Origin of the sequence: Bradyrhizobium sp. SRL28 (assembly GCF_018596315.1) — a bacterium.
Classification (GTDB): domain Bacteria; phylum Pseudomonadota; class Alphaproteobacteria; order Rhizobiales; family Xanthobacteraceae; genus Bradyrhizobium.
In genome coordinates this window covers 405,813-429,582 of sequence record NZ_JAHEAG010000002.1, presented here as the reverse complement: position 1 = coordinate 429,582, position 23,770 = coordinate 405,813, and the positions used below count along the sequence as shown (strand labels likewise).

Sequence of the window (23,770 nt, the reverse complement as noted above, 5' to 3'; positions counted from 1 at the left end):
TCAGCGACTTCGACGCACTCCGTGCTCTCCTGGAGAACCGCCATGCTGCATTATCCCCGTCCCCCCTTCCCGAGCCAGCACCAGCCTATGCCCGGCAAGACTGCCGCGATGAACCCGGCGCCCGATCACGGCGAAACATCCTACAAGGGCAGCGGTCGCCTCAACGGCAAGAAGGCCATCATCACCGGTGGCGATAGCGGGATCGGCCGCGCGGTTGCCATCGCCTATGCGAGGGAGGGCGCTGACGTTCTGATCTCCTATCTTGACGAGCACGACGACGCCCGGGAGACCGAGCGGCTGGTGAAAGAAGCCGGCAGAAAGGCCGTTCTGCTGCCCGGCGACATCCAGGAGCCGGGCCAATGCCGCGCGGTCATTGCCAAGGCCGTATCGGAATTGGGCGGGATCGATATCCTCGTCAACAACGCCGCCCATCAGGCCAGCTTCAAATCAATCGACGAGATCAGCGACGAGGAATGGGAACTGACGTTCAAGGTGAACATCCACGCGATGTTCTATCTTACCAAGGCTGCGGTCGGACACATGAAGCCGGGTAGCTGCATTATCAACACGGCCTCGATCAACTCGGATGTGCCCAACCCGACGCTGCTGGCCTATGCAACGACCAAGGGCGCGATTCATAATTTCACGGCGGGTCTGGCGCAGATGCTGGCCGAAAAGGGCATTCGCGCCAACGCGGTCGCCCCGGGACCGATCTGGACACCGCTCATTCCCTCGACCTTGCCAGATGACTCTGTAAAGAATTTCGGCAAACAGGTCCCGATGAAGCGCCCCGGCCAGCCCGTCGAGCTGGCCACGGCGTACGTCATGCTGGCCGATCCGCTATCGAGCTACGTATCCGGCGCGACCATCGCCGTTACCGGCGGCAAGCCCTTCCTGTAGACGCACGAAAAGTAGAACGCAGCGACGTCAGCGAATGGCTATCGTCACCGGGGCTGCAGCCTCCAAAGGCGTTGGGAAGCTTGCTGGCCGATCAGAATAAGTAAGGCACGCCGTCCAACATGCAGGAACATCTTGCGGCACTCGAACGTCTGCGGAAGGACGCAGCCGCCGTCGCCCCGGGACCTCGCTGCGGACAACGCCAAGCAAGACTTCCTCGACCGATTGCACCGCCACTTGGATCAGCTTGCGGACGAAATTGAGCAAGCCAGAACACTCCAAAGACGGTGTAAGGCCGCCTCAGTTGGCGGCTCGGCGCACGACGGTCCCGGTGACGATGCTCGCATGAAACTATGCGGCGCGGGTTTTGCTTTTTCCCGATCGGGCGATTTTTGCCTTTTTAGCGGATTTCGTCGCAACCAATCCCATGTCGATGGGCGCTGCGGCGGCAGCGTTGCTGCCTGAGCCTTCAACCGACGTCGTGAGAATTTCGCGTTGAGCATTGAGCCAATACATGTCTGCTTGGCCCTCGGGTTGACCATCGGCGATCCAGAGGTGGTAGGCGCGTTCGCGAATTGCGTCTTCCAGATTTGGCATGGGAGTTCCTTTCATGATGCGCCCAGCCCCGGCAGGCAAAGTCTTGCTCCCGTAAGGTTAACGAAATCTTACCTGCCCAGGTGCTCGGATCGTTGTAAGGCCCGCCGGGACAAGGCCGCCTTCGACGGCGCACTAACCGACGCCATAGGGCTTGTTGAGAAAGTAGTCGCGGTTGCCCAGCGCCTTCTCTGCGTACTGGTCGATCGCGACCGTGATGGCTTGGACGTGCTGGAAGCAATGGCCTTCACGTGTCGCCCGCTGGCGCAGTTCAGCGAGCGCATCGAGCCACGGCGAGCTATCCGCCTTGTCGTACCATTTCAATTGTTCGCGCATCACCAACTCCGGCCCGCCAAGCACGCGCCCCTTCGTGTGCCCGCCCTCTTCCCTCTTGAGCCGGTCCCGCTCGTCACAAAGGCCTTCGATCTTCACGAGCATTCTACCGAGCAAAAGCTCAGCCGATGCTGTCCCAATCCCGGCGCGTTGAAGCTGCAGGATCTCCTTACGCTGTCTTCGACTTCAACGTTGCAAGCCGCGGCTTAATGAACCCCGGCATCTCAATACGCTTTGGCAATAACTCAACTCACAAAAAAGCCCGCCTGGAGGGCAAGCGGGCATCTTTGCGCAGTTCTCAAGAATCTCGAACAATCAGGGGACGTGGTCCTTCCTGACACCAACCAATGCTGCGCTTTAGCCGATGCCTACTACGCTATCGGGGGATAATGTTGCGATCATTGGAACTCCGGGCACGCCCAGACGTCGAATCCTTGCTTCCGGCCCATGCCCCCAAAGCCCCTGGCTGGAAGAAAACCTGCCTCCAGGTTGGCGGCCCCAGCCTGAAAACCTGGGGCCGCTTTGGCTTGCTGGATCGTGGAAGGCGTCCATGCACTTCAGCCGCGTTGCTCCCGCGACGGAGGAGCTAGAGATTTGGAGCGCGATCGAACTCGGCTACTCATTTGTAATCAGCAATGAGAGTCGCAGTGGTCCAGGACTCCACGGGAAGCCTGGCTTTGTAGCCTCTTGGCGCCCCATCAATTTCAACAGGTCCGCCGTTAAGGTAAGCGGATCACCCTTCAAGACGTTTGCTGAGGCCGAGAATGCCTGTGAGGCCATGCTTGCGCATCTGAGCAAATAGCTTCGCCGCGCGCAGTATCGCGCCGAGCTGTTCGCTTGAGGCCGCGTTTTCCTTTTGCCAGCTTGGAACAAACCAACGATCTGGTTCTTCTGTGGAGTAGAGCCGCCTGGAAGAGTGCCGATGCCCCATTACTATTTGGACTTGCGCGACGAGGACGATCTAGCAGTTGATGACGAGGGGCTGGAACTGCAAGACGTCGCAGCCGCACAGCAGGAAGCCACACAATCTCTGGCGGAAATGGCTGGGGATGCGGTCCGCGGTCCCAGCTATGAAGGTAATCGAAACCACCGGATGGCAATTGAGGTCAGAGACGACACCGGTCCGGTGCTTCAAGTAAATTTCACATTCGAAATCAATAGGCTGAAGTAGATCCAAATCCCTTCAGGCCTGGAGCCGCCGCGCCGAGCCGTACGCTTGAACGGAGAGATGGGCCTTCTTAGGCTGAGGTGTAGCACCCGTCCGGCGGTTAACTGCCACAGGACCGTAAGGTTTTCGGACACTCCTACGTCAGATTAGGACACCAATAAAATACAACGCCGCCTTAGCGGAGTATGACGCTTGGCGGCGTTGGTATTGCCATGGTCGGGCGCAATCCCGGCAGCCCAAGCGTAGCAAGTGCTGTGCCACAGTCGTATGATGGCAGCGTGTGCCGGGTTCCTGTTCTTCCCGCCGCTTGGCGCGAAGCCGATTACGAAACCACCGACCTCGAAAAGGTAATTCAAGACCTGTTGACCGGCCAATATGGTAATCAGATCCGCGCCGTCGCCTTCACGCACCGGGCGCTGGTTGGAAGATGTTTTCGAGGCCGTCGCTAGCGAATTGCGCCGTCGCTGCGGTCTGCAGGAGCGCGTGAGTCGAAAGGCACGAGGGACCCGATCGGCGTCAATTGACTCTTCGGCTGCTCTGACTCGGGCTCGCATTTTGCTCGCGGTTGCCTATTTATCCCGCATATGCCTGCGGAATATTCGGCGGGTTTGATCGCGTGAACCTTGACCGGTTGGAACTTCACGAGATCGACACACTAGTAGGGCCGGTAAACTAGGCGCTCGATCGCAGCACGCGCCCGTTGTCGTCGCCGCAGCCGGCTTGGCGAGGCTCCCTGAGCGCGTGCTCCCATGATCCGACCGCCCCCGTGCGACTAGGTCAGCCTGGTCGCATCATCGGCGCGCCAGTATCACGCCAATAAGGAATGCAATCGCCAGCGACTGGATGGGCGCCGCGCGCGTAGCCGCGCTGACTTGGTCGAGCCATGTCGGTGCGGAGCGACTTCCTCGGCGAGGTCTCGGGACATGCTACGGATTGCATCTGTGGCGTGATCGATCCGTTGTTCAGCGCTCTCGGCCGTTGCGATAGTATCGTCGTTTGTCATGAAGGTTGAACGCGTCGATGCTGGGCCTGGTTCCTCGACCGATTGTCAAAGCGGTCGCGGCTGGCTTTGGCTTCCATGTCGGGTGATGGGCCAGACGTCCTTGCGTGCGGTTGATCCGCAATTTCAGTCGGCGCGTTCACCGCGGACCCACCCGTACAGGGTCACCATCAAAGGTCGTACGAACCGGCGCAGCTCAATCTCCAATCACGATCCCGTCACGCTGCCCTTGATAGCCTTTTCCTCGCTATCCTGATTTTGCGCCTTGGATCGGCGCACAGGATGGGACGGCCCTGGCGCACGCCAGCCCCGCGCCGGGGCCGTCTAATCTCCGGGTGCGTTTTGATAGCTACCCTGCAGCTAAACCGGGCCTCAAACGCGAAAGACTCCTCAGCGCGTCCCTGGACGGCTCCAGGCACCGAGCAAGACAGCGTCACAGCGTGTCAGCAGTGCGCGTTGGCGAGGATTGGTCCTCATTGCGCAACTCCTGTTCGGCCAACTGCCAGAATTCAGCTTCCCGATCTTCGGGTCGGCCTGCTTGCTCCCAGAGTTTATACGCCCGCGCCCCGATCTCTTGCTTGCTCGGTTCGGGCATTATGATTGCTCCAGGTTGGAGCACAGCCCCGCCTGCATGGGTGTTGGGACTCACCGGCAGGACCGTGCCAGGCCAGCCTCAGGCTGGCCTGTGGATTCAAGTCCACATGAAGCCCGCTAGTTCCTCAGGAAGACTAGCCCACAAGACAGAGGCCATGCGGGCGTTACACCGCATGACCTTTGCCGGGACTGTCCCGCTCCTCGCGAAGATTCCGTCGCCGCTAAGATAATCGCGGACTGGGCAGAGCGTTCCCATCAACCAAAGAACCACGCGAACGACGAACGATTCGTTGCGCCGCGCGCGCCGCTTCGATTTGTGTTCACAACGGAACAGACGGGGAGCCTGCGGCTGGGCTTTAATCATTGAGGTCGGCGGATGATCCGGCCTGAAAGTGCGGCGCCTCGGGAGTGATGCTTAGGCGCGTTGAAAAGCTAGTGCCATGCCCGGCCGGTCAGGAGCCCCTTAAATGGCAGCATTAGAAGCTCCACGGCAACCCGAGCCGTCAAGACAGGCGCCGCCGCCCCGCTCACCTGAACCGTCGAGGCAACCAGAGCCGGCTAGGCAACCCGCCCCGGCAAGGCAACATGAGCCAGGCTCGCAGAGTGGACGCGATCCCTCCGCAATGTTTTTCTGATACTCCAACAATTCTTGGAACGTAGCGTGGGCGTCCTTGTTGGCCTTGACAGCTCAAACGAGGCGCAAAATGAAGCACGTTCTATCTGCCATCGCGATTTCTTTCCTACTGACAACCGCCGTCAGTGCAGAAGAAGCAACGCCACAGCCCGTCAAAGCTGACAGCCCGACCGAAGACTGTTCGAAGCAAGTCTGGCCTAACTTTTCTCCGTCGTGCCTCCGCAACTCCGATCGAGCAGTCAATGTACGTTTGGTGACAATGCACCGTCGCTAACGCTGAACCAAGATCATGCGCTTGCCACGTGCGCGAGCATCCTCTCGAGCTGTGGCGGCCGCGGTATCGGTCGCGCGGCGGTAAGCCGTGCGTTATAGAATGAATATAACAACAATGACGAGCGCAAGGGGAAGCGTCGCCCCAACAACCAATGCAAAAATATTGAATGCAGCTTCTCTTCTCATGATGCACCCCATTGTATTGCGGCACGGGAGCTTCCCTAGCGTCGAAACTTTATGCGCGTGGTGCTTTTTTGTTTCCGCGCGCATTGCCGCACGCCCTTTTGTCGCGCCTTAGAAAGCTCTGCCTGCGAGCGGCCGCCTGAGCTGGTTTCGTCGGCCGCGATATCTGCTCGGGCGGAGGCGAAGCCACATCAGGCCGAAGCCATCCGGGCCGAGCCGGCTCCTCCCATTGCGGCGCGAGTTCGGATGATTTCGACACCGGTGACGCGTTCGCCGGCGAGGATGCGAGCCTCGAGCTTCTCTCGGTGCTCGGCGGATGTTGACGTCGAGGCCAGCTACACCAAGGTGCGCCAGCCTCCGTTCCGGAAGATCTCCTCCCGCGAACCATACAGCCTCGCCACACGTATGACCTCGGCCACGTAAAGGGAATCATGGAGATCGAATTGTTTGCGAACGGCCACGCCGAGTTTCCCGTTGCTCGGTATCGTGTCCCGTAGCTCTGCCAGCCGCGTGGCGTAGCCATGGCTGCAATGGTCTCCTGACCGGCGATGCAGGACTGCTCATGGTTGAATTGCCGAAATTCAGATCAAGACAATGGATCAACTGATGGATGCTTGGGAGGAGCAAATCAAATTGCCGAACCCGATGACCGCTTCGCCATCGGCGATGTTGTCCAAGCTAAAATCTTTGCCAGGCCTTGCCTCAATGGCCAGTGGGCCAAGTGCGGAAGATTTCCAAAAGGCGGCGACGAACCCTTTACAACTCTGGATGCTACTCGCGGAACAGTGGCAGCGAACATGGGCAGATACGATGGGCCTGTGGGGCAAGCGCCATTGAGCCGAGAAAGCCGAGTGCAGATCACTCGCTGCGCGTAACTTTAACCTCGTTCTCCAGCGCCGCCCGGTTCGCTTCCGCCGTCCTGCCGGCCGCGCCGAGCGCGGCCAACATCGCCGACAGACCGCCGGTGATCACGTGAAACGCTTTGCTGGGGCCGGCGATCACATAGGCTGCGCAGGCACCGTCTCTGAACGCCATTTCAATATCGAAAAGATTTGCATCTGCGTTCGCCGCGAGCACGCGCTCGATCACCACAGTGATCTGGCCGACATCGCGCGAGCGATTGGCGAGCAAGAGGGAGTGACGCTGGTCAGCGGTGAGCGGCATGATGACAGATTGTTCGGAGGCGCTGCCCTGGCCACGCGCTCGGGCAATTCGCCAGCCTATGTCCTTCTTTCAATGGTGATTGGACGGTGTCGGGAAGGCCTTGGACTCGGCGGAGGTGCCGGCTGACGGCTCGGCCAGAAACTCCGTCACCAAATGACGGGCATAATCAAGGACCGTCAAAGCCTCGGCGGTATTATCGGGTAGCTGCGAGACAATCATGATCGCGTGACGGCGCAGATCGTTGTGTTCTTGCGAATTTGGCATTCCCAAACTCCTTCCCACACCGGTCCCCAAAGCTCCCATCATCGGCCGCCGCCGCCTTGGCGGATTGACGCCGAAATGCGGGGAAGATTGGGCGGCCCGCGGGCCGGAATGTGCACAGGTGACGTCGCCGGGCGGGCTGTGCTGTGCCTTTAGTTGGGAGCAATCCCTCCTGGCGCGGCGCGTTTTCTGCCGCCGTCACGCCGGCTGCGCCGACCGCCGCCAGCGCGATTTACTATCGCGAAACGTCGCGCAGTCGCGCCTTATATTTCGAATTGGATTTTCAAATGTAGCGCCGATCGCGTAACGAGAGCGCCAGCGCGGTTGCCCCGAATGCAGCGCGACGCGAGCATCTCCTTGAACGATGGCACGACTTGGGAAGGTGACCGCATCACGGCCGAAAAGCAGGCCCGCTACCGCTATGGCAATGACCGCTCCACCTGAGCCGCCCTATTTGCCTTACTATAAGGGCCGCCCGTATGGAATGTTCCTGCGCGAAGAGCGGCCGCCGAGACGTTGCGCAACATTTTTCTTGAAAGAATTGGCGGTGGCAGCCAACAAACCGAGCTCTGACAATGCGCGAAGGCGCCTTGAAGAACACAAACGACGAAGCGTCGCCGCGACCAGTTCCGCAGCAATTCCTCCGAAAAAGCGGAACCGCCAGCACTCCACGCAGTTGGTTCGTTGGGCAGCTATTGAGGAATTGAATGATGAAAATCGCTCTGACTATTGCAGCAGCCAGTCTTACGCTGGCGGCGAGTGTTGCAAGTGCTGAAGAAGCTCGCATCGGTGTTGGTGTCGGACCGGTTGGTGCTGGTGTAACAGTTGGGCAAAGTCCGAGCTACGAGCGCCGAACCACGGTCATCAGGGAACGTGAGCCCCGTGATGAAACGGTGGTGATCCGGAAGGAACGTCGGGAGCCTCGGGAAAAGGTGATCATCCACGAGCGCGATTAACGCGTCGAGTTGCGTGTGAACAACGCCTCGCCCCAGACCGGGCGGGGCTTTTTGTTGCACAATCTCTAGCCAACCGTGATGTCCTGCCGCCGCTTCCACCGCACTCCGCCATAGGCGCGCGGATCCATATCTTCGTGACCAAGCAGATGAAACCGCCGGTTGGAGGCCACACTCGGACGGAGTTGCGGCCTGTCGCTTATCGGTGAGGGGTTTCACTTACTCCGAGGATCCCCCTACCCGACGGCAGTTTCGATTGGTCCTGAGGCCTCACAAGAGTAACAATGCAGGGCCGAGCATCGAAGCGAGACGCGGCTCAACTTTCGCAGGGCATCGATCCCGCTTACACGGTCGAGGACAAGATGAAACTGTCGATCGAGGCCGAACTCGTCTACAATTTCGCCAATCACACTCAGATCATCGCTAGCCTGGAAGCTTCGCGAACAAGCGACCAAATCATTCTGTCAGAGTCGCTCGACATTCAGCCCCCGGCACAAGCTCTTTCCGACACCACCCCCTACGGCGATCGACGGATACGCGCTTCACTCTCGGGCGAGGTTGCCATTAGGTACCGAGCGGTAGTCGAGAACAATCTTCGCCAATTGCTTCCTCCGTCCGGATGTCAGCACGTGTGGTCCGACCTGCCAGGCGAGGTACTCCCGTTTCTGCTGCCCAGCCGCTTTTGCCCGTCCGACAAGTTCATGCGGTTCGCACAGCGCGAGTTCGGAAGCGCGGGCGACGGGGTCGCGCGGATCATGGCCATACTTGAGTGGCTTTACCGCAACGTCGATTACGTGGTCGGCGTGAGTAACGCCGAGACTACTGCAGAGCGGACATTCGTGGACCGGGCGGGAGTTTGTCGTGATTTTACCCACCTGGGGATCACGCTGGCGAGAGCGTTAGGCATTCCTGCTCGAGCGGTAAGCGCTTACGCTCTGCAACTGGACCCGCCGGACTTTCATGCCATCTTCGAAGTCTACCTGGAGAACGGCTGGTGGCTCATCGACCCAACCCAGTTGGCTCCAATCGAAGGCATTGTACGCATCGGAAGCGGCCGCGACGCCTCCGATATCGCGTTTCTCACCTCCGATAAGCAATGCCAGATGGTCACCCAGACCATTCGGGTTTCCAACGCCCCGTAGACGTTGGCACCGGAACTCTTCCTTGCAGACGGGCTGGTCTTAGTGGCCCCTTTCCAACCAGGGCCGGAATGGAAAGAGGGGAGGATTGGTAACCCTGGACGCCCGGCGGGCGTGAAAGAGGAACGGAGCCGTCTTCAGCGGATTAAGGATTCCTCAGTTCCACCCATGAGGTCACAAATGGCGAAGTCTACCAAGTCAAACCGCGCATCTGGTGAGACCGCAACGATCCACGACCAGAAGCTCGACCGCGGTGAAGGCGGCGAGCTTCATCAAACAGCGTCGGGTAAAGCAGCCGTTCTAACCACAGCGCAGGGAGGACCGGTCTCCGACGATCAAAATTCTCTGAAGATAGGCCCCCGAGGGCCGACCTTGCTCGAGGATTTTCATTTCCGGGAGAAGATCTTCCATTTCGACCACGAACGTATTCCGGAGAGGGTCGTGCATGCGCGCGGCTATGCGGCGCACGGCTTTTTCGAAAACTACAAATCGCTGTCGAAGTACACCAGAGCTGATCTTTTCCAGCGTGCCGGAGAACGAACGCCTGCGTTCGTCCGCTTCTCGACCGTCGCCGGCAGCAAGGGTTCCGTCGATCTGGCGCGGGATGTCCGAGGCTTTGCTGTAAAGCTCTACACCCAGGAGGGCAACTGGGACATTGTTGGCAACAACATCCCTGTTTTCTTTATCCAGGACGCGATCAAGTTTCCGGACATGGTCCACGCGGTGAAGGAAGAGCCGGACTGCGCCTTTCCACAGGCCCAGTCGGCCCATGACAATTTCTGGGACTTTATCAGCCTCACCCCCGAAAGCATGCACATGATCATGTGGGTGATGTCCGACCGGGCAATCCCCCGCTCGTTTCGGTTCATGGAAGGTTTCGGCGTCCATACCTTTCGGCTCATAAACGCGAAGAACGAATCCACTTTCGTGAAATTCCACTGGAAACCTAAGCTGGGCCTGCAATCGGTCGTTTGGAACGAAGCCGTCAAGATCAACGGCGCCGATCCCGACTTTCATCGGCGGGATCTTTGGACGGCAATCAAGAGCGGCAACTTTCCGGAATGGGAATTGCAGCTGCAGTTGTTCGATCAGGAATTTGCCGACTCCTTCGACTTTGACGTACTCGATCCGACGAAGATCATTCCGGAAGAAACCTTGCCCCCGATTCCGGTGGGTCGGCTGGTCCTCGATCGCATGCCCGATAATTTCTTCGCGGAAACTGAGCAGGTCGCCTTCATGACTCAGAACGTTCCGCCGGGTATCGACTTCTCCAACGACCCGCTGCTGCAAGGACGCAACTTCTCCTATCTCGACACGCAGCTAAAGCGTCTGGGAAGCCCCAACTTCACCCACATTCCGATCAACGCCCCCAAATGCCCCTTCGCTCACTTTCAGCAGGACGGCCATATGGCCATGCGAAATCCGGTGGGGCGCGTCAACTATCAGCCGAATTCGTTCGGCGAAGGACCGAGAGAGTCGCCTCAGCGCGGTTTCACGCCATTCGCTGAGGTCGAACAAGGCCCCAAGCGCAGGCTGCGCGCCGAGAGTTTCGCGGACCACTACAGCCAAGCGCGACAGTTTTTCATCAGTCAAACCATGGGCGAGCAGGCACACATCGCCGCCGCTCTGACGTTCGAACTCAGCAAGGTCAAAACGCCAGCAATCAGGGAGCGCATGGTCTCGCATCTCCTGAATATTGATGAGACGTTGGCAAACAAGGTCGCCGGCAAACTGGGCCTGCAAGAGATGCCAAAACCGGCGGACGCCGCCATGCCGACCCGGCAGGACCTCGTCCCCTCCTCCGCTCTGAGCATCGTTGAGAACGGCCCTGAGCGCTTCGAGGGTCGAAAACTGGGTATCCTCGTTACCGAAGGATCGGATGTCGACCTGCTCAAGGCACTCAAAGGCGCCCTTGATAAGGCCGCGGCCACCTTTGAGATCGTCGCTCCAACGGTAGCCGGCGTGAAGGCGAGCGACGGGAGCTGGATCGACGCCGATCAAATGATCGATGGAGGCCCGTCCGTTCTCTACGACGCAGTTGCCATTCTGCCGGCGGCGGCCGCGATGGGTGACCTACTGCTGGAGTCAGCGGCACGGGACTTCGTTGCCGACGCCTTCGCCCATTGCAAGTTCATCGGATACGTCGAATCGGCGTTGCCGCTCTTCGAGAAATCAGGCGTTGCAGCTGAAGACTTCGATGAGGGCTGCATCCCCCTGGGGAGCGCGAAGGATGCAAAGTCGTTTGTCGATGGCCTTGGAAAGCTACGCGTCTGGGGACGTGAGCCAAATGTAAAAATGCCGTAGAAGATTGGACTCCAGAGATCTGTCGTAGCGTGCCCTTTCAAGCGCGATTCACGAGGAACCTTTATCACGCCCGCCTATTGTTGCGGCATGGCATGCTTGCTCGCAGCATCAGATCTTCCCAGTCTTGCGCTTCAGAGCGACGCAAACGCGTGACGTCAATTTTCAAACAAGGATAATACAAATGGCCAAGAAGCCGATGCTGCTGAGAGACCTCTTCCACGAAACACTCAAGGACATCTATTTCGCCGAGAACAAAATTCTCAAGACGCTTCCGAAGATGGCCAAGGCAGCTCACTCGAAAGACTTGCAGAGAGCCTTCAGCAAGCATCTTCGGGAAACGGAAGGCCAAGTTAAGCGGCTCAATCAGATCTTCAAAATTATCGGCAAGCCAGCACGTGGAAAAACGTGCACCGCCATCAACGGCATCGCTGAAGAAGGCGCCGAGATCATGAAGGACTTCAAGGGAATGCCTGCACTCGATGCCGGTCTTCTCGCTGCTGCCCAAGCCGTCGAACACTATGAAATGTCTCGTTATGGCACTCTAAGGACTTGGGCCGAAGAACTCGGAATGCCGGATGCGGCTAAATTGCTTCAGGCGACATTGGACGAAGAGAAAGCAACGGATTTGGCCCTTACCAAGATTGCCAAATCCGTCGTCAACGTCGAAGCAGAGCAGGAGCTAGTCTCGTAAAACACGCAACCGGGGGCAGTGCTGTTGGTCTAGTGAGGTGTCGCTAGACAAAAGGGCCCGTCGCCCTTTGGCACAGACATTACTGATGATTGGATGCTGGGGATTTGAGTGGCCCAGTTTGCGACTAAATGCGCCGCCGGGCACGAATTTTGAACCGGCGGCGTTTTTTTGAGACAGCGATCGGATCTCCGAAGAAGCACGCCAGTGAACCGGACGGGCCGACTGGGACGGACGACTGCGATCAACCTACCCTGAGGTTTTCGGCAGATTCTTTTCCGCGGTTGGCCACGACTTCATAACTCACCTTCGCGCCTTCATTTAGATTACTTAGACCTGCTCTCTCGACGGCCGAGATATGGACAAATACGTCTTTGCCGCCATTGTCGGGCTGAATAAAACCATAACCCTTGGCCGGGTTGAACCACTTCACTGTACCTGTCGCCACGTCCATCCTCCCCATTGATTCTAAAAGCCCTCCATATTGATGACAGAAATCGCGTGAAGAAAGGGGCCCCCCGGATTACACCGGCGGGTCCTACTACCATCGAATCAGCGGATTTTTGCATCAGAGAAGCTACTGTCGTAGCTTCTCCCGGCCCGCGTCGAGCGCATCCCGGCCAGCTTGTTGAACGCGGTCGACATATTCAGCACCGGCGTCCGCAAACTCGGCCTTGAGCGTATCGGAAGCCTCTCGGACGCTTTGCGACACCGCCCCGGCACGCTCCTTTAGGTCCGCCTTCAGGCCGTCGCTCAGGCCACCGACCCACTCGTCCTCGAGACTCGACTTAGCTAACGCTCCGGCCACTGTCGCGCCGATCGCAAGGCCTACGGCGCCGAGAACCAGCGGTTGCCTTTCCAGGAGGTCGGACAGCGAGGACTGCGCCTGCATAAAGGTCTCTTTCCTCGGCAACGCCCGGCCCACCCGGTCAAACATTTCCCGGGCGCCGGCCAAGCCTTCGTCGAACCGCTCGCTCATCGTTTCCGCCGCGCCTGACATCGCATCGGAAGCGGCCGTTCTGGCGTTTTGGACCGCTTCATTGACGCCGTGCGAGGCTTCGTCCTGCATTCGGGAGGCGTTTTTCCGCATGGAACCGTAAGCATCCTCCCAGCCGGAGGCGGCCGACCTCTGTGCACGTGCGCCGAGATCGGCGAGCGGCTCGGCCGCTGTGGCGACCGAACTGGCAGCGTTCTTCAGCCTGTTACTGCCGATAAGCAGCCACAGCGCGCCACCTCCGATCAGGGCTGCGGCGAGCGGGTTCTCCCGGGCAGCCGCGGTCAGACCATCTATAAAATTCCCTTGTGAACCGCTCATCGCACCATTCCCTTCACGGTGTCCTTGTCCTTTTCGAGCTGACGCAACGTTTCTCGCGGCGCCAGATGGCGTGCGTCGAGCCGGTTCATGCCGACCGCAAACAGGATGCCTGCGAGCACCGCGGCAACGATCGCGGAGATCAGATAGGAGACCGGCTGCGACCATCCGCCGGCGATCAAGGCCGCGGAAAGCGCGAACAGCGCCATGACGATGGCGGGAATGACCAGCACTGCCCCGGCCGCAATGAGGCCGACCGCGCCGCCGATTTGCTGAACCTTCGCGCCGAATTCGGCTTTGGCGAGATCAACCTCGTTCTGAAAGAGTTTTGCGAATTGCGACAGCGCATCGCCGAGAAGCTGCGAGATCGCCCGAAGATCGGTCTTGGTGGTCATGACGCCTCACCTTTGTAGGATCCCGAGCTGTAGGATGACGGGTTGTAGGAGGACGGGCTGTAGGAGGATGGCGTGTCCGATGATGAAGAGCGTTGACCCGAAGAGCCTTGGCCCGAAGAACTCTGGCTTCCCGACGCCTTCAGGAAGCGGACAGCGGCGAAACCGGCCAGCACCGACAGACCCAGAAAGGCCGCAGGCTGCCGCTTGGCAAAATCCGTCGCGCCATCGACGAGATCGCGGAAGCTTCCGTTGCGGATTTTTTCCGCCGCGTCGTCGACATATTCGGCCGCCGAATTGATGCCGCGGGCTGCGAACGGCACGTCATTTTCGAATGCGCGTGCAGCATCCCTGATATTGCCGGCGAAGCGGCCGACGAAATCGGCGCCCGAGCGCTGTTGCTCGCGAGCCTGATCCTGGAAACGATCCGCAGCTCCGGCCGCAGCCTCCTTGGCGGCATCGGCCGCCTCCTTGAATTTGTCGCGGGCGGTGTCCGTCGACGCCCTCAGTACGTCGCCGGCGCGCTGTTTGATTTCAGCGCCGGCATCCGCCACCTGGTCCTTCAGGTTCTGGGACGAGCCGGTATTCTGGCTCTGGGAAAAATTCTTATTGCGGGTATTGAGATCCATATCGCTCATGGCGGCCTCTATTTAGCTGTCGGGTTTCGGGAAGGATCGAAGGCCGTCGTCACGACGTCCTCGGCCACCTCTTTGAGTCGTTCGGTCACGTCCTCGGTAATGCGGCTGGCGTGCCCGCCGAGGTCGGCCTCGGAAACGCGTTTGGCCGCGGCGTCCGCCGCCGACAGCACCGTGTCCTTGGCCGCCTCAAATCCGGATTGAGCCGCGGTGCCGGCGGCCCGTTTGACCCGGTCGCTGGTACTGCCGATGACGCTTGCTTCAGCCCTGGTGCTCGGAAGGGAAGCAGCAAGGATCGCACCGATCGCCACACCGAGGCCACCGATCAATACAGCGTTGTCCCGGATCAACTTGCTTGCAGTCGCGGGAGCTGCCGACGCCGCGTTCGTCGCAGTCGAGCGAACACGCTCCATCTGCTCTTTGGCCATCTCCGAAGCCGCATCCACGCCGGCCCGGACCCTGTTACTGACGGCATCAGCGGTCTGCGCTGCGCGATCCCGTAGATCGCTCGCCACTCCGCTTGCGGCATCTGCCATTCCGCCCGCAGTTTCCTGCGCTTCATTGGCCATACCAGCGGCTTGACGCTCGGCATGGGACATCGCTTTATGCATGCCATCGCCAAAGGATTGCGCGCGTTCCACGTTGTCGTCGATGACCTCCCTCGCCTTCTCAATTCCCGGTGCTGCCGCTTCCGCCGCGCGATCGCGAATGGTCTTTGAACTCAGGGCAAGGCCGGCGCCGATCATCAAGAGCGGCAGTGGGAAGCCGCGGGCCAGACGCAGCGCGGGCACGGCGATCGCGGCGCCGGCGGCGATTGCCTGCATCGGATTATCCATGGCTTGTTGCTTCAGCGCATCCAGCCAGCCGTGGGTTTTGTGACTGATGAAGCCGCTTACCTCAGCCTTGATGTTCTCCGGAGAGACCTTGTAGCGGATGTCCTCTGCGGTATCGGCGATCTGTTCTCTCAATCGGTCGACGGTTGCCGCAAGCTGCGCGCGGCTTTGCTCGGAGTCCCGTCGTAGCTCCTCCACGGATCGTGTCATGTCCTAACCGCCTGTGCGTTCGTGTTGTTTTGAGAACGAACTCAGGCACTATTGAATGGTTCCTAATGCTCCCTCGCGCGCTGCGGGATTGCGCGCGTCATCGAGCGCCTTCGTCAGTTCGGCGCCGAACAGGAGGGTCTGCGCGGAGTAGTAGACCCAGAACATCAGGACGATCAGCGCACCCGCGGCGCCATAGGTCGAGCTCGGAGCTGCCTGACCGAGGTACCAAACGACTTGTCTGGAACTCAGCGCCAACGGGCCGCGGTCCGCTATTGCCGTTCGTACCGGGGCCTGGCCCGGCCTTGATGGCGCGCTCGATCTGCTCTTTATGCCGGTTGTTCCGGATTTCATTAAAGGGTTGGTTTTTTATGCCGTCCCGCTGCGGCCTGTGTGCTTCCATCTATCGAGCCACCGGTGGTGGTTCTGCGCGGTGCGGGGCCACCAGCTTGAGAGCTGCCGCAGGCCACCGTGAACCCGCCGATCACCTGCGGGCGATCTCGCCAGCCATCTCCAGCCGGAAATGCGCCAAGACCGGGCGGCGCCCAGCAGCGGCCTTGCTCAGCTTGCTTGGCAGCCGCGCCATAACCCAGGCGGAAGTCCAGGTTGCGGCCCCAGCAGGAATCATCGACCGTCGTTTGCTTCGACAATGAATGGACACCCAAGATGCAGACGGCATCCGCCTACCTCCAGACCCTCAATCCCGAACAGCGGCAAGCGGTCGAGCACGGGTCTGCGGGCGGATGTGCAGCGTCGCCGCTACTGGTGATCGCTGGAGCGGGATCTGGAAAGACCAATACCCTCGCCCATCGGGTTGCCCATCTGATCGTCCAGGGCGCCGACCCGCGCCGAATCCTGCTGATGACGTTTTCGCGGCGTGCTGCCTCAGAGATGACCAGGCGGGTCGAGCGGATCGCGCGCAAGGTGATGGGCGACAACGCCGGCGTCATGACGGACGCGCTGACCTGGGCTGGAACTTACCACGGCATCGGCGCCCGGCTGCTGCGCGAGTACGCCGAACAGATCGGCTTGGACTCCGCCTTCACGATACACGACCGCGAAGACTCCGCCGACCTAATGAACTTGGTCCGGCATGAGGCAGGCTTCTCGAAGACAGAAAGCCGCTTCCCGACGAAAGGCACCTGCCTTTCCATCTATTCACGCTGCGTCAACGCCGAGATGCAGATCGAGCAGGTAATCGGCACATCGTATCCGTGGTGCTCCGGGTGGGCGGCGGAACTCAAGGATCTGTTCGCGGCCTATGTGGAAGCCAAGCAGAAGCAAAACGTGCTCGATTACGACGACCTCCTGCTCTATTGGGCGCAGATGGTCGCGGATCCCACCCTCGCGGACGACATCGGTGGCCGCTTCGATCACGTCCTCGTCGACGAGTATCAGGACACAAATCGCCTACAGTCGTCGATCCTGTTGGCGCTTAAGCCCGGAGGCCGAGGCCTGACGGTCGTCGGCGACGACGCTCAATCGATCTATTCGTTCCGTGCCGCGACCGTGCGGAACATCCTCGACTTTCCCGATCAGTTCTCGCCGCCCGCGCATATCATTACGCTCGACCGTAACTATCGCTCGACGCAAACGGTTCTGGCCGCGGCGAATGGCGTTATCGGGCTTGCCAAGGAACGCTTTACCAAGAACCTCTGGACCGAGCGCACCTCGACAGCGAAGCCGCAACTCGTCACCGTCCGCGACGAGGCCGATCAGGCACGTTTTATTGTCGAGCGCATCTTAGAGCATCGCGAATCCGGCACGCTCCTGAAAGAGCAGGCCGTTCTGTTCCGCACTTCAAGCCACAGCGGTCCGCTCGAAATCGAACTTACCCGCCGAAACATCCCGTTCGTAAAATTCGGTGGGCTGAAATTTCTCGACGCTTCTCATATCAAGGACATGCTGGCGTTGCTGCGGTTTGTCGAAAATCCGCGCGATCGCGTCGCGGGCTTCCGGCTGCTGCATTTGCTGCCCGGCATCGGATCCGCAACCGCGCAGCGCGTGCTCGACCGTATGGCGGAGGCCGCCGACCCCATCGCGGTGCTCGCGAGCATACCGACGCCGCCGCGCTCCGGCGACGACTGGAACGGCTTTGTCGAGACCTTGGGCAACCTCCAATATTCGGAATGGCCCGTCGACCTGGAGCGTGCCCGCCTATGGTACGAACCGCATCTCAACCGCATTCATGAGGATGCCGAGACCCGGCTGGCTGACTTGATCCAGCTGGAGCAAATCGCCTGCGGGTATTCTTCGCGCGAACGCTTCCTCACCGAGCTCACGTTGGATCCACCCGACGCGACCAGCGACCAGGCTGGCGTGCCTCTACTCGACGAGGATTACCTGATCCTGTCGACAATCCACTCCGCAAAGGGCCAAGAGTGGAAATCGGTCTATCTACTCAATGTCGTTGACGGCTGCATGCCTTCTGACCTCGGTGCCGGCACCTCGGCCGAGATCGAGGAGGAACGTCGCCTGCTCTATGTCGCCATGACCCGGGCAAAGGACGACCTTCATCTGATCGTGCCGCAGCGCTTCTTTGTGCACGGCCAGCACGCGCAGGGCGACCGCCATCTCTATGCCTCCAGGACGCGCTTCATTCCCGAAAAACTGCTCGGACTATTTGAGCGCACGGCTTGGCCAGTTTTACCTGCCGGTACCGCGGCACGCACCCACGGCCAGGGACCCAAGGTGGATATTGGGGCCCGCATGCGCGGAATGTGGCGATAGACGGGAGACACTGAGAGACAACCGTGTGCAATCCCTATTCGATCACCACCAAAATTGGCGGTGATTGGTGACGTGAATGAACGACGACGGCAAGCAGCAATCGCTGCGCCTCGGCGTCTGAACGAGCTGGCCCGCAGCAACCCCGTGCAAATTCGATAGACGTCGAAATGGCCCGCAAGGCGGCGTGCCTCCGGCCCACGTCCTCAATGAAATGGCCGATCGCGAAACTCCTGCGTTATCTGCAGCGCAGGCGGCAAACCGCGCGCCATGCGGCATAGCGTGCGAAAATGAGAATAGCTGCAGCAAGTAAACGAAGCGCGGGACTTTTGCTCTACCGCCGTACAGCTGGCAGGTTCTGCTCGGTCATCCAGGAGGCCCGTTCTGGCGCAACAAAGACCTGGGATCGTGGTCGATAGCCAAAGGCCTGATTGGCGAAGGCCAGTCGCCCCTCGCTGCCGCAAAGCGCGAGTTCGCGGAAGAGACCGGATACAGACCGCTCGGAAAGTTCCTTCCGCTCGGTGCGTCGAAGCAGCCAGGAGGCAAGATCGTCCATGTCTGAGCGGTGGAAGACGACTGCGACGCGGCTTTACTCAAGAGCAACGTGTTCGAGATGGAGTGGCCGTTGAAGTCCGGACGGAAGCAGCCATTTCCCGAACTCGACCGTGCCGGATGGTTTGGAATTGCCGAGGCGCGCACGAAGATTTTGAAGGGGCAAGCTGTTTTTATGGACCGCCTGGAGGCAATGCTCGCCTACAGCTGAACCGGTTTCGGGAGTTGATCGTTTGATGTTTAGGCCGCCCTGAGACGAAACAAATTTAAGGAGTATGCCATGGACCTGTCCATCAACTGGAATTCCATCTTCGTGCCGGCAATCGGTCTTGCAGAGATCTTTGTCCGTGGAAGCCTCATGTATCTCGGGCTGTTCATGATTCTGCGCTTTATGGCGCGGCGTCAAGCGGGACATTTCGGGCCGGCCGACCTTCTCGTCATCGTGCTGATCGCGGACGCCGCGCAGAACGGCCTTGGAAAGGATTATAGCTCGGTCACGGAAGGACTCGCGCTCGTTCTTACGATCGTTGCGTGGGAGTATTCTCTGGATTGGGTCGCTTGGCGCTTCCCGGCGACGCGGCCCTATCTGACCCCTCCGAGCCTGACGCTCATTCGTGACGGCAAGATAATCCCGCAAAATCTGCGCAAGGAAATGATTACCGAAGATGAACTGAAGTCGCAGTTGCGCGAGCAGTCGGTCGTGAACTTCGGAGATATCAAGTTGGCAACACTTGAGGGCGATGGACGGCTGAGTGTCCTGAAACGGAGAAATTTGTGACGCTTTTCGGCAGCGTCGATACCCGGCTCATGCCTTTAAGACCCTGATAAGATACGTTTGCAGCATCTGCAGCCGACTCGGAAATCTTAATCTCATGGCCCGCTCTCATGGCCAGAGAAGCCGCCGCGACTGCCGCCTCAAACGCAACCCCCTTGTTGCGTAAACGTTTTCCGACTTTCCATCACGATGGATACGCCATTCTTTTCCGTGGTCGCTGATTTCATATGCTGCGATATCTATGCTGGCCTTCCGTTAGAGGATCAATTCCTGTTCTTCGTTTCGCTCCCACACCTTGATGCGAGTCGCGCGGACCTTAAGAAGAACCAGGCCGGGCGTGTCGATGCCCTTGTCGAACCACTTGTCGAGATCGGGCGTCCAGTGCTGCGCAAAGGCCGCCTTGTCGCGGATAAGTTCCGCGCTGCCCTCGACCGCAATATAGACGGCTCCGGTAAATAGACCGCCTTCCGTAGAGTAGCCGAGCGCCACTTTCGAATTGCGCTCGATGTCTGAAACGCATTGCGCACCGTCGTAGGAGAAGAAATACGAGGTGCCGTCATATTCGACGTCTCCGTTATTGCTCATTGGGCGGCTTACGATCTCTTCGCCCTGTCCATGCGTTGATAGGATGGCGACGTCGATGCCGCTCATCTTTTCAGAAACCGCCGTGAGCGCCAGTTTTTCTGCAGTCATTTCCATGCTTCCTAACGCTTGCGTTTTGCCGACTTCTTCCGGGACTTTTTCGTTTTCTTTCTTCTGCCAGATGCCGCACGCATGTTGTCGACAAGGCTCGGATATTTCCGGTCTGCCTTTTTAGCCGAACGTTTCGCGGCAGCTTTTTTGGCGGGCGACAGTTTCTTAGATTTTTTCCCCTTGGCCTTGCGGGGATTGGCTTTCTTCCAGGGCGGTTTACGAGCCATCTGTCCTTTGTGCCGAGATATGAGTGACGATGCTATTCGTCCCACCTAGCCGGGCACAATGCCGGGTGCTTCAGGCGGGCTTTCATCTGCTTTTCGCTCAAGAAGCTCTTTTTCCGCGAGATACCAGAACGTATCCATTTGGCCATCAGGTTCGCCCGCGTCGTGCCACAACTCGAAAGCACGCACGCGAACTTCGTGCTCTGTCGGATGACTCATACTCAAATTCCTTTAGAAGCTATCGGCTTATAAATGCGCCATTTGCTAACCGGTTCCTAAGCGGCACTTTCGTCGGGATTAGCACGGCGCTGAGCCATCCTCGGCTCGGACCAGTGTATCGTGCCGGAGGAACATGTCCCTTGCTCGCGCGATCTTACCGGACACCCTAAAGGGGCGTCCGGAGAGAGCGCAAATGTTTTCGGGCAATATTTTCGATGTTGAGGGCTTCTCATCAACATCCTGGGTGTATGGCGCTGGCTGCCGAGGGCCGAGAAAGAGGCAGGAGCTTCTGGAAGCCATGCGCTCAAAAGTCTCAGACGGGATCATGCCGCGCGCGCAAGAAAAAGATAAGAAACCTCTCCTCACCCGCGAAGAATGGCGAGCGAGACGCGCGCTGTGCCGGGAGAAGCAGTGCGGCGACAACGTCAAGCGTGCCGCCAAAATGCATGCCGCCCGGCTGAAAACTGAAACGGATGGCGCAAAGTCCCTCCCCGCACTTAGGCGGGCAGTTTTCGTGGGATGCTCGGGCTGGCGTTACTGGAAATGGCGCGATTCTTTTTATGAAGGCGTGCCGCAGAACGACACGGCTCAACGACATCGTCGGCCAGCTCGATTCCGCGCGCCGCAACGTTGTGGAATTCAGGCACGCGAGCTGGTGGAACGAAGAAGTTTACAGCGCTTTCCGCAAGGCCGGCATCATCTTCTGCTCCTGCAGCGGACCCCGCCTGCCCGATGCACTCATCAGAACAGCCGATGAAATCTACGTTCGCCTGCACGGCCCTAAGCGCTGGTACCGGCACGACTATTCAAAGGAAGAGCTGGCAATCTGGGCAGACAGGATCAAGGCCAGTGGGGCAACGCGCGTCTGGGTTTATTTCAATAACGACAATGACGCGCATGCTCCCAAAAACGCGACGACCCTACGCCGGATGCTGCCCCGCTCTTTGCCGGGCGTGAAGCCGGCCGTTGGAACTTAGCCGATCTCACAAACGTTCTCAGAAGCTTAAGGAGGTCGTCCGATGACCAGCAAATCAATCTGGACGGATACCGACGCTGCACCAGAGGCGGAGGTGCTGGATGGCGTCCATGAATGCGATGTCGCCGTCATCGGCTCGGGCATTGCCGGCATCTCTACTGCCTACGAGCCCTGCACGCGCGGCAAATCCGTAATCGTCATCGACCGCGGCCGCATCTGCGGAGGCATGAGTCGCACACGTCAGCTCATCTTGCTTTGCTGTGCACGACTATCTCATCGGCGAAATGATCAAGATCAAGGGCAAAGAGACGACAAGGCTTTTTCTGCGAAAGTCAGGCTGCTGCAGTCGACTGCATCGAGGAAATTCAGAAGAAAGAAAAGATCGAGTGCGACTTCAGGCGGCTTGACGGCTATCTCTTCCAGGGCCGGGACATGTCTGCGGATATGATCGACCAGGAGATGGACGCGGTCCGCGAGGTCGGAGGTATGATCAAGCCTGTTCTGAATTCTTCTCGCATTCGGTTCCGGCGAGGAGGCAAGGCGTCCCGGCTGTGGGGCAGCCGGTGCGGCGGACGCTGCGGTTCCGCTGTTTCGCGCCAACCCATTGCGCTTGTCCCGCCTTGGTTCATACTGACGCGTGACCAACAGGACCACCCGCCATGTCGAATGCCGCCTTGGCCTCCCTGGACCAGACGATCACGATCGCGGACCTCACCCGCGATCCCTATCCGATCTACAAGCGCCTGAGGCGCGAAGCGCCCGTGTTGCGCGTCAAGTCTGTGGGCCGCACGTTCCTCACCAAGGCCGCCGACACTAAATACGTGAAGGACAACGCGGCGTTGTTCAGTTCCAACGATCCGAACACGCCCATGAAACGCGCCTTCCTCGCGCATACGCTGATGCGCAAGGACCACGACGAGCATCGGACCGAACGCATGGCGATGATGCCGGCCTTGATGCCGAAGACGATCGAATCCGTCTGGGCGCCGCTGTATGCGAAACTGGCGGCGGTGTATCTCGACCGGCTGCCGCGCGGTGAGGTTGTCGATCTCTTTCCCGCTCTCGCGGGACCGCTTGCCGCGCGGATGCTGGCGCATGCGATGGGCATCCCGGATGCGAGCGATGAGGATATGCAACGATGGTCGCAGACGCTGATCGACGGTGCCGGCAATTTCGGCTGGACACCGGGACCTTTCCAAGCGACCGACATCGCCAATGCGGAAATGGACAAATGTATCCGCGCCAACGCCGAACGCGTGCGGGCCGAGCCGGACTCCTCAGCGCTTTCCTTCATGCTGAACGCGAAGACTCCTATTCCTGAAAGCCAGATGATCGCCAATGTAAAAATCGCCATCGGCGGCGGCATCAACGAACCGCGCGACGCCCTGCTGACAATCCTCTACGGTTTGCTCACCAATCCCGATCAGCTCGACGGCGTTCGCGCAGGCGGCAAATGGCGCGCCGCCTTCGAGGAAGGAGTGCGGTGGGTGGCGCCGATCCAGGCGAGTTCACGGCTTGTTATGGAGGACACGGAGATTCGCGGCTGCTTCATCCCGAAGGGCGACACCGTGATGACTATCCAGGCCTCCGCCAACCGAGACGAGGACATCTTAGAAGATGGCGAGACCTACAACGCGCTTCGCGATCCCAATCCTCACCAGGCCTTTGGCAACGGCCCACATCATTGCGCGGGCGCGCACCTGTCGCGGCGAACTGTCGGCGACATCCTGATGCCGATGCTGTTCGAACGCTTTCCCAACATGACCTTGCCTGATCCTGCGAGCGTGCGCTGGCACGGATTCGGTTTCCGCGGCCCGCTCAATCTGCCGGTTCAACTGCAATAGGGTCGGCACGACGTGACCGTGCCGCCCTCGATCCGGCAGCACGGCTGCCTGCCCGACGAGCATATAAATTGCCTCTTGATAAATTTTCCCCGCGCAGAGCTCCAATAGGATGGTGTAGTAATCCAAAATAAGCCGCACTCTGGCGGACTAGATATGACTCGCCACCAGATACCTCAAACGCTGCCAATCTTGCGCT

At 59.4% G+C, this 23,770-nt stretch carries 26 protein-coding genes and 1 pseudogene; 13 read left to right on the top strand and 14 right to left on the bottom strand.

Going from position 1 to position 23,770, the window contains the following annotated elements; genetic code table 11:
• Nucleotides 1-42 precede the first annotated feature (42 nt).
• On the top strand, nucleotides 43-900 hold the full coding sequence (locus KIP88_RS06435) for an SDR family oxidoreductase (RefSeq protein WP_214487014.1): 858 nt from the start codon (nucleotides 43-45) through the stop codon (nucleotides 898-900).
• Between the two features lie 348 nt (nucleotides 901-1,248).
• Here the strand turns inward: KIP88_RS06435 and KIP88_RS06430 are convergent, their stop codons facing one another.
• Together KIP88_RS06430 and KIP88_RS06425 are read right to left on the bottom strand one after the other, a co-directional pair.
• Nucleotides 1,249-1,494, bottom strand: a complete 246-nt coding sequence (locus KIP88_RS06430) for a DUF2934 domain-containing protein (protein WP_214487013.1) — start codon at nucleotides 1,492-1,494, stop codon at nucleotides 1,249-1,251.
• Nucleotides 1,495-1,626: 132 nt separating this feature from the next.
• Nucleotides 1,627-1,923, bottom strand: a complete 297-nt coding sequence (locus KIP88_RS06425; protein WP_308163269.1) for a hypothetical protein — start codon at nucleotides 1,921-1,923, stop codon at nucleotides 1,627-1,629.
• Between the two features lie 823 nt (nucleotides 1,924-2,746).
• Here KIP88_RS06425 and KIP88_RS06415 point away from each other — a divergent pair.
• The gene (locus KIP88_RS06415) at nucleotides 2,747-2,995 is read left to right on the top strand and encodes a hypothetical protein (RefSeq protein ID WP_214487012.1); all 249 of its coding nucleotides are present in this window, start codon (nucleotides 2,747-2,749) and stop codon (nucleotides 2,993-2,995) included.
• Nucleotides 2,996-4,425: 1,430 nt separating this feature from the next.
• On the opposite strand, the gene KIP88_RS06410 is transcribed toward KIP88_RS06415, so the two are convergent.
• Nucleotides 4,426-4,587 carry a DUF2934 domain-containing protein gene (locus KIP88_RS06410; protein WP_214487011.1) on the bottom strand — a complete coding sequence of 54 codons (162 nt, stop codon included), beginning with the start codon at nucleotides 4,585-4,587 and terminating at the stop codon, nucleotides 4,426-4,428.
• 1,683 nt (nucleotides 4,588-6,270) lie between these two features.
• Between KIP88_RS06410 and KIP88_RS06405 the strand changes: the two genes are divergently transcribed.
• Nucleotides 6,271-6,513: a hypothetical protein gene (locus tag KIP88_RS06405; RefSeq protein WP_214487010.1), complete on the top strand. Its 243-nt coding sequence runs from the start codon at nucleotides 6,271-6,273 to the stop codon at nucleotides 6,511-6,513.
• A 21-nt stretch (nucleotides 6,514-6,534) separates the two neighbouring features.
• Here the strand turns inward: KIP88_RS06405 and KIP88_RS06400 are convergent, their stop codons facing one another.
• Nucleotides 6,535-6,840 (bottom strand): hypothetical protein, encoded by a 306-nt coding sequence (locus tag KIP88_RS06400; protein WP_214487009.1) that lies wholly within the window; start codon nucleotides 6,838-6,840, stop codon nucleotides 6,535-6,537.
• Nucleotides 6,841-6,909: 69 nt separating this feature from the next.
• Nucleotides 6,910-7,104 carry a hypothetical protein gene (locus tag KIP88_RS06395; protein WP_214487008.1) on the bottom strand — a complete coding sequence of 65 codons (195 nt, stop codon included), beginning with the start codon at nucleotides 7,102-7,104 and terminating at the stop codon, nucleotides 6,910-6,912.
• A 707-nt stretch (nucleotides 7,105-7,811) separates the two neighbouring features.
• On the opposite strand from KIP88_RS06395, the gene KIP88_RS06390 reads away from it, so the two are divergent.
• The 4 genes from KIP88_RS06390 to KIP88_RS06375 all read left to right on the top strand — a co-directional run bounded on the left by KIP88_RS06390 (nucleotide 7,812) and on the right by KIP88_RS06375 (nucleotide 12,188).
• The gene (locus KIP88_RS06390; protein WP_214487007.1) at nucleotides 7,812-8,057 is read left to right on the top strand and encodes a hypothetical protein; all 246 of its coding nucleotides are present in this window, start codon (nucleotides 7,812-7,814) and stop codon (nucleotides 8,055-8,057) included.
• Nucleotides 8,058-8,338: 281 nt separating this feature from the next.
• The gene (locus KIP88_RS06385; protein WP_214487006.1) at nucleotides 8,339-9,196 is read left to right on the top strand and encodes a transglutaminase family protein; all 858 of its coding nucleotides are present in this window, start codon (nucleotides 8,339-8,341) and stop codon (nucleotides 9,194-9,196) included.
• Between the two features lie 177 nt (nucleotides 9,197-9,373).
• Nucleotides 9,374-11,497 (top strand): catalase, encoded by a 2,124-nt coding sequence (locus KIP88_RS06380; RefSeq protein ID WP_214487005.1) that lies wholly within the window; start codon nucleotides 9,374-9,376, stop codon nucleotides 11,495-11,497.
• Between the two features lie 181 nt (nucleotides 11,498-11,678).
• Nucleotides 11,679-12,188, top strand: coding sequence for a ferritin-like domain-containing protein (locus KIP88_RS06375; RefSeq protein WP_214487004.1), 510 nt, complete (start codon nucleotides 11,679-11,681; stop codon nucleotides 12,186-12,188).
• A 241-nt stretch (nucleotides 12,189-12,429) separates the two neighbouring features.
• On the opposite strand, the gene KIP88_RS06370 is transcribed toward KIP88_RS06375, so the two are convergent.
• The 6 genes from KIP88_RS06370 to KIP88_RS06345 form a co-directional block, all read right to left on the bottom strand.
• A complete protein-coding gene (locus tag KIP88_RS06370) occupies nucleotides 12,430-12,633 on the bottom strand; it encodes a cold-shock protein (protein ID WP_214487003.1) in 204 nt (67 codons plus the stop codon).
• Between the two features lie 129 nt (nucleotides 12,634-12,762).
• Nucleotides 12,763-13,500, bottom strand: coding sequence for a hypothetical protein (locus tag KIP88_RS06365; RefSeq protein ID WP_214487002.1), 738 nt, complete (start codon nucleotides 13,498-13,500; stop codon nucleotides 12,763-12,765).
• Nucleotides 13,497-13,892, bottom strand: a complete 396-nt coding sequence (locus KIP88_RS06360; RefSeq protein WP_214487001.1) for a phage holin family protein — start codon at nucleotides 13,890-13,892, stop codon at nucleotides 13,497-13,499. Before KIP88_RS06360 ends, KIP88_RS06365 begins: the two co-directional genes overlap by 4 nt.
• On the bottom strand, nucleotides 13,889-14,527 hold the full coding sequence (locus KIP88_RS06355; RefSeq protein WP_214487000.1) for a hypothetical protein: 639 nt from the start codon (nucleotides 14,525-14,527) through the stop codon (nucleotides 13,889-13,891). The genes KIP88_RS06360 and KIP88_RS06355 overlap by 4 nt, the downstream gene beginning before the upstream one ends.
• 8 nt (nucleotides 14,528-14,535) lie before the next feature.
• Nucleotides 14,536-15,567: a DUF3618 domain-containing protein gene (locus KIP88_RS06350; protein ID WP_214486999.1), complete on the bottom strand. Its 1,032-nt coding sequence runs from the start codon at nucleotides 15,565-15,567 to the stop codon at nucleotides 14,536-14,538.
• Between the two features lie 48 nt (nucleotides 15,568-15,615).
• Entirely contained in the window at nucleotides 15,616-15,822 is a 207-nt protein-coding gene (locus tag KIP88_RS06345; protein ID WP_249790551.1) for a YhjD/YihY/BrkB family envelope integrity protein, read from the bottom strand.
• A 408-nt stretch (nucleotides 15,823-16,230) separates the two neighbouring features.
• On the opposite strand from KIP88_RS06345, the gene KIP88_RS06340 reads away from it, so the two are divergent.
• The 3 genes and pseudogenes from KIP88_RS06340 (at nucleotide 16,231) to KIP88_RS06330 (ending at nucleotide 19,621) form a co-directional block, all read left to right on the top strand.
• Nucleotides 16,231-18,294 carry an ATP-dependent helicase gene (locus KIP88_RS06340; protein WP_214486998.1) on the top strand — a complete coding sequence of 688 codons (2,064 nt, stop codon included), beginning with the start codon at nucleotides 16,231-16,233 and terminating at the stop codon, nucleotides 18,292-18,294.
• Between the two features lie 287 nt (nucleotides 18,295-18,581).
• Nucleotides 18,582-19,054, top strand: a pseudogene (locus KIP88_RS06335) (NUDIX domain-containing protein).
• A 69-nt stretch (nucleotides 19,055-19,123) separates the two neighbouring features.
• Nucleotides 19,124-19,621 carry a DUF421 domain-containing protein gene (locus KIP88_RS06330; protein ID WP_214486997.1) on the top strand — a complete coding sequence of 166 codons (498 nt, stop codon included), beginning with the start codon at nucleotides 19,124-19,126 and terminating at the stop codon, nucleotides 19,619-19,621.
• Nucleotides 19,622-19,873: 252 nt separating this feature from the next.
• Here the strand turns inward: KIP88_RS06330 and KIP88_RS06325 are convergent, their stop codons facing one another.
• Genes KIP88_RS06325 through KIP88_RS06315 form a run of 3 tightly spaced genes read right to left on the bottom strand, consistent with a single transcriptional unit; the run spans nucleotide 19,874 to nucleotide 20,754 of the window.
• On the bottom strand, nucleotides 19,874-20,311 hold the full coding sequence (locus KIP88_RS06325) for a pyridoxamine 5'-phosphate oxidase family protein (RefSeq protein ID WP_214486996.1): 438 nt from the start codon (nucleotides 20,309-20,311) through the stop codon (nucleotides 19,874-19,876).
• 11 nt (nucleotides 20,312-20,322) lie between these two features.
• Entirely contained in the window at nucleotides 20,323-20,538 is a 216-nt protein-coding gene (locus KIP88_RS06320; protein WP_214486995.1) for a hypothetical protein, read from the bottom strand.
• A gap of 45 nt (nucleotides 20,539-20,583) precedes the next feature.
• Complete coding sequence (locus tag KIP88_RS06315) at nucleotides 20,584-20,754, bottom strand: DUF2934 domain-containing protein (RefSeq protein ID WP_214486994.1); 171 nt, start codon at nucleotides 20,752-20,754, stop codon at nucleotides 20,584-20,586.
• Nucleotides 20,755-21,314: 560 nt separating this feature from the next.
• Here KIP88_RS06315 and KIP88_RS06310 point away from each other — a divergent pair.
• The 3 genes from KIP88_RS06310 to KIP88_RS06300 all read left to right on the top strand — a co-directional run bounded on the left by KIP88_RS06310 (nucleotide 21,315) and on the right by KIP88_RS06300 (nucleotide 23,574).
• Nucleotides 21,315-21,731, top strand: coding sequence for a DUF72 domain-containing protein (locus KIP88_RS06310; RefSeq protein ID WP_249790550.1), 417 nt, complete (start codon nucleotides 21,315-21,317; stop codon nucleotides 21,729-21,731).
• Between the two features lie 42 nt (nucleotides 21,732-21,773).
• Nucleotides 21,774-22,178, top strand: coding sequence for an FAD-dependent oxidoreductase (locus tag KIP88_RS46345; RefSeq protein WP_249790549.1), 405 nt, complete (start codon nucleotides 21,774-21,776; stop codon nucleotides 22,176-22,178).
• 211 nt (nucleotides 22,179-22,389) lie between these two features.
• Complete coding sequence (locus tag KIP88_RS06300; RefSeq protein ID WP_214486993.1) at nucleotides 22,390-23,574, top strand: cytochrome P450; 1,185 nt, start codon at nucleotides 22,390-22,392, stop codon at nucleotides 23,572-23,574.
• Nucleotides 23,575-23,770: the final 196 nt, after the last annotated feature.

Bases quoted from the DNA above. Each gene is read 5' to 3' on its own strand.
- KIP88_RS06435 (WP_214487014.1), top strand. From the start codon at position 43: ATGCTGCATTATCCCCGTCCCCCCTTCCCGAGCCAGCACCAGCCTATG.
- KIP88_RS06430 (WP_214487013.1), bottom strand. From the start codon at position 1,494: ATGCCAAATCTGGAAGACGCAATTCGCGAACGCGCCTACCACCTCTGG.
- KIP88_RS06415 (WP_214487012.1), top strand. From the start codon at position 2,747: ATGCCCCATTACTATTTGGACTTGCGCGACGAGGACGATCTAGCAGTT.
- KIP88_RS06410 (WP_214487011.1), bottom strand. From the start codon at position 4,587: ATGCCCGAACCGAGCAAGCAAGAGATCGGGGCGCGGGCGTATAAACTC.
- KIP88_RS06405 (WP_214487010.1), top strand. From the start codon at position 6,271: ATGGATCAACTGATGGATGCTTGGGAGGAGCAAATCAAATTGCCGAAC.
- KIP88_RS06400 (WP_214487009.1), bottom strand. From the start codon at position 6,840: ATGCCGCTCACCGCTGACCAGCGTCACTCCCTCTTGCTCGCCAATCGC.
- KIP88_RS06395 (WP_214487008.1), bottom strand. From the start codon at position 7,104: ATGCCAAATTCGCAAGAACACAACGATCTGCGCCGTCACGCGATCATG.
- KIP88_RS06390 (WP_214487007.1), top strand. From the start codon at position 7,812: ATGAAAATCGCTCTGACTATTGCAGCAGCCAGTCTTACGCTGGCGGCG.
- KIP88_RS06385 (WP_214487006.1), top strand. From the start codon at position 8,339: ATGCAGGGCCGAGCATCGAAGCGAGACGCGGCTCAACTTTCGCAGGGC.
- KIP88_RS06380 (WP_214487005.1), top strand. From the start codon at position 9,374: ATGGCGAAGTCTACCAAGTCAAACCGCGCATCTGGTGAGACCGCAACG.
- KIP88_RS06375 (WP_214487004.1), top strand. From the start codon at position 11,679: ATGGCCAAGAAGCCGATGCTGCTGAGAGACCTCTTCCACGAAACACTC.
- KIP88_RS06365 (WP_214487002.1), bottom strand. From the start codon at position 13,500: ATGAGCGGTTCACAAGGGAATTTTATAGATGGTCTGACCGCGGCTGCC.
- KIP88_RS06360 (WP_214487001.1), bottom strand. From the start codon at position 13,892: ATGACCACCAAGACCGATCTTCGGGCGATCTCGCAGCTTCTCGGCGAT.
- KIP88_RS06355 (WP_214487000.1), bottom strand. From the start codon at position 14,527: ATGAGCGATATGGATCTCAATACCCGCAATAAGAATTTTTCCCAGAGC.
- KIP88_RS06350 (WP_214486999.1), bottom strand. From the start codon at position 15,567: ATGACACGATCCGTGGAGGAGCTACGACGGGACTCCGAGCAAAGCCGC.
- KIP88_RS06340 (WP_214486998.1), top strand. From the start codon at position 16,231: ATGCAGACGGCATCCGCCTACCTCCAGACCCTCAATCCCGAACAGCGG.
- KIP88_RS06330 (WP_214486997.1), top strand. From the start codon at position 19,124: ATGGACCTGTCCATCAACTGGAATTCCATCTTCGTGCCGGCAATCGGT.
- KIP88_RS06325 (WP_214486996.1), bottom strand. From the start codon at position 20,311: ATGACTGCAGAAAAACTGGCGCTCACGGCGGTTTCTGAAAAGATGAGC.
- KIP88_RS06320 (WP_214486995.1), bottom strand. From the start codon at position 20,538: ATGGCTCGTAAACCGCCCTGGAAGAAAGCCAATCCCCGCAAGGCCAAG.
- KIP88_RS06315 (WP_214486994.1), bottom strand. From the start codon at position 20,754: ATGAGTCATCCGACAGAGCACGAAGTTCGCGTGCGTGCTTTCGAGTTG.
- KIP88_RS06310 (WP_249790550.1), top strand. From the start codon at position 21,315: ATGAAGGCGTGCCGCAGAACGACACGGCTCAACGACATCGTCGGCCAG.
- KIP88_RS46345 (WP_249790549.1), top strand. From the start codon at position 21,774: ATGACCAGCAAATCAATCTGGACGGATACCGACGCTGCACCAGAGGCG.
- KIP88_RS06300 (WP_214486993.1), top strand. From the start codon at position 22,390: ATGTCGAATGCCGCCTTGGCCTCCCTGGACCAGACGATCACGATCGCG.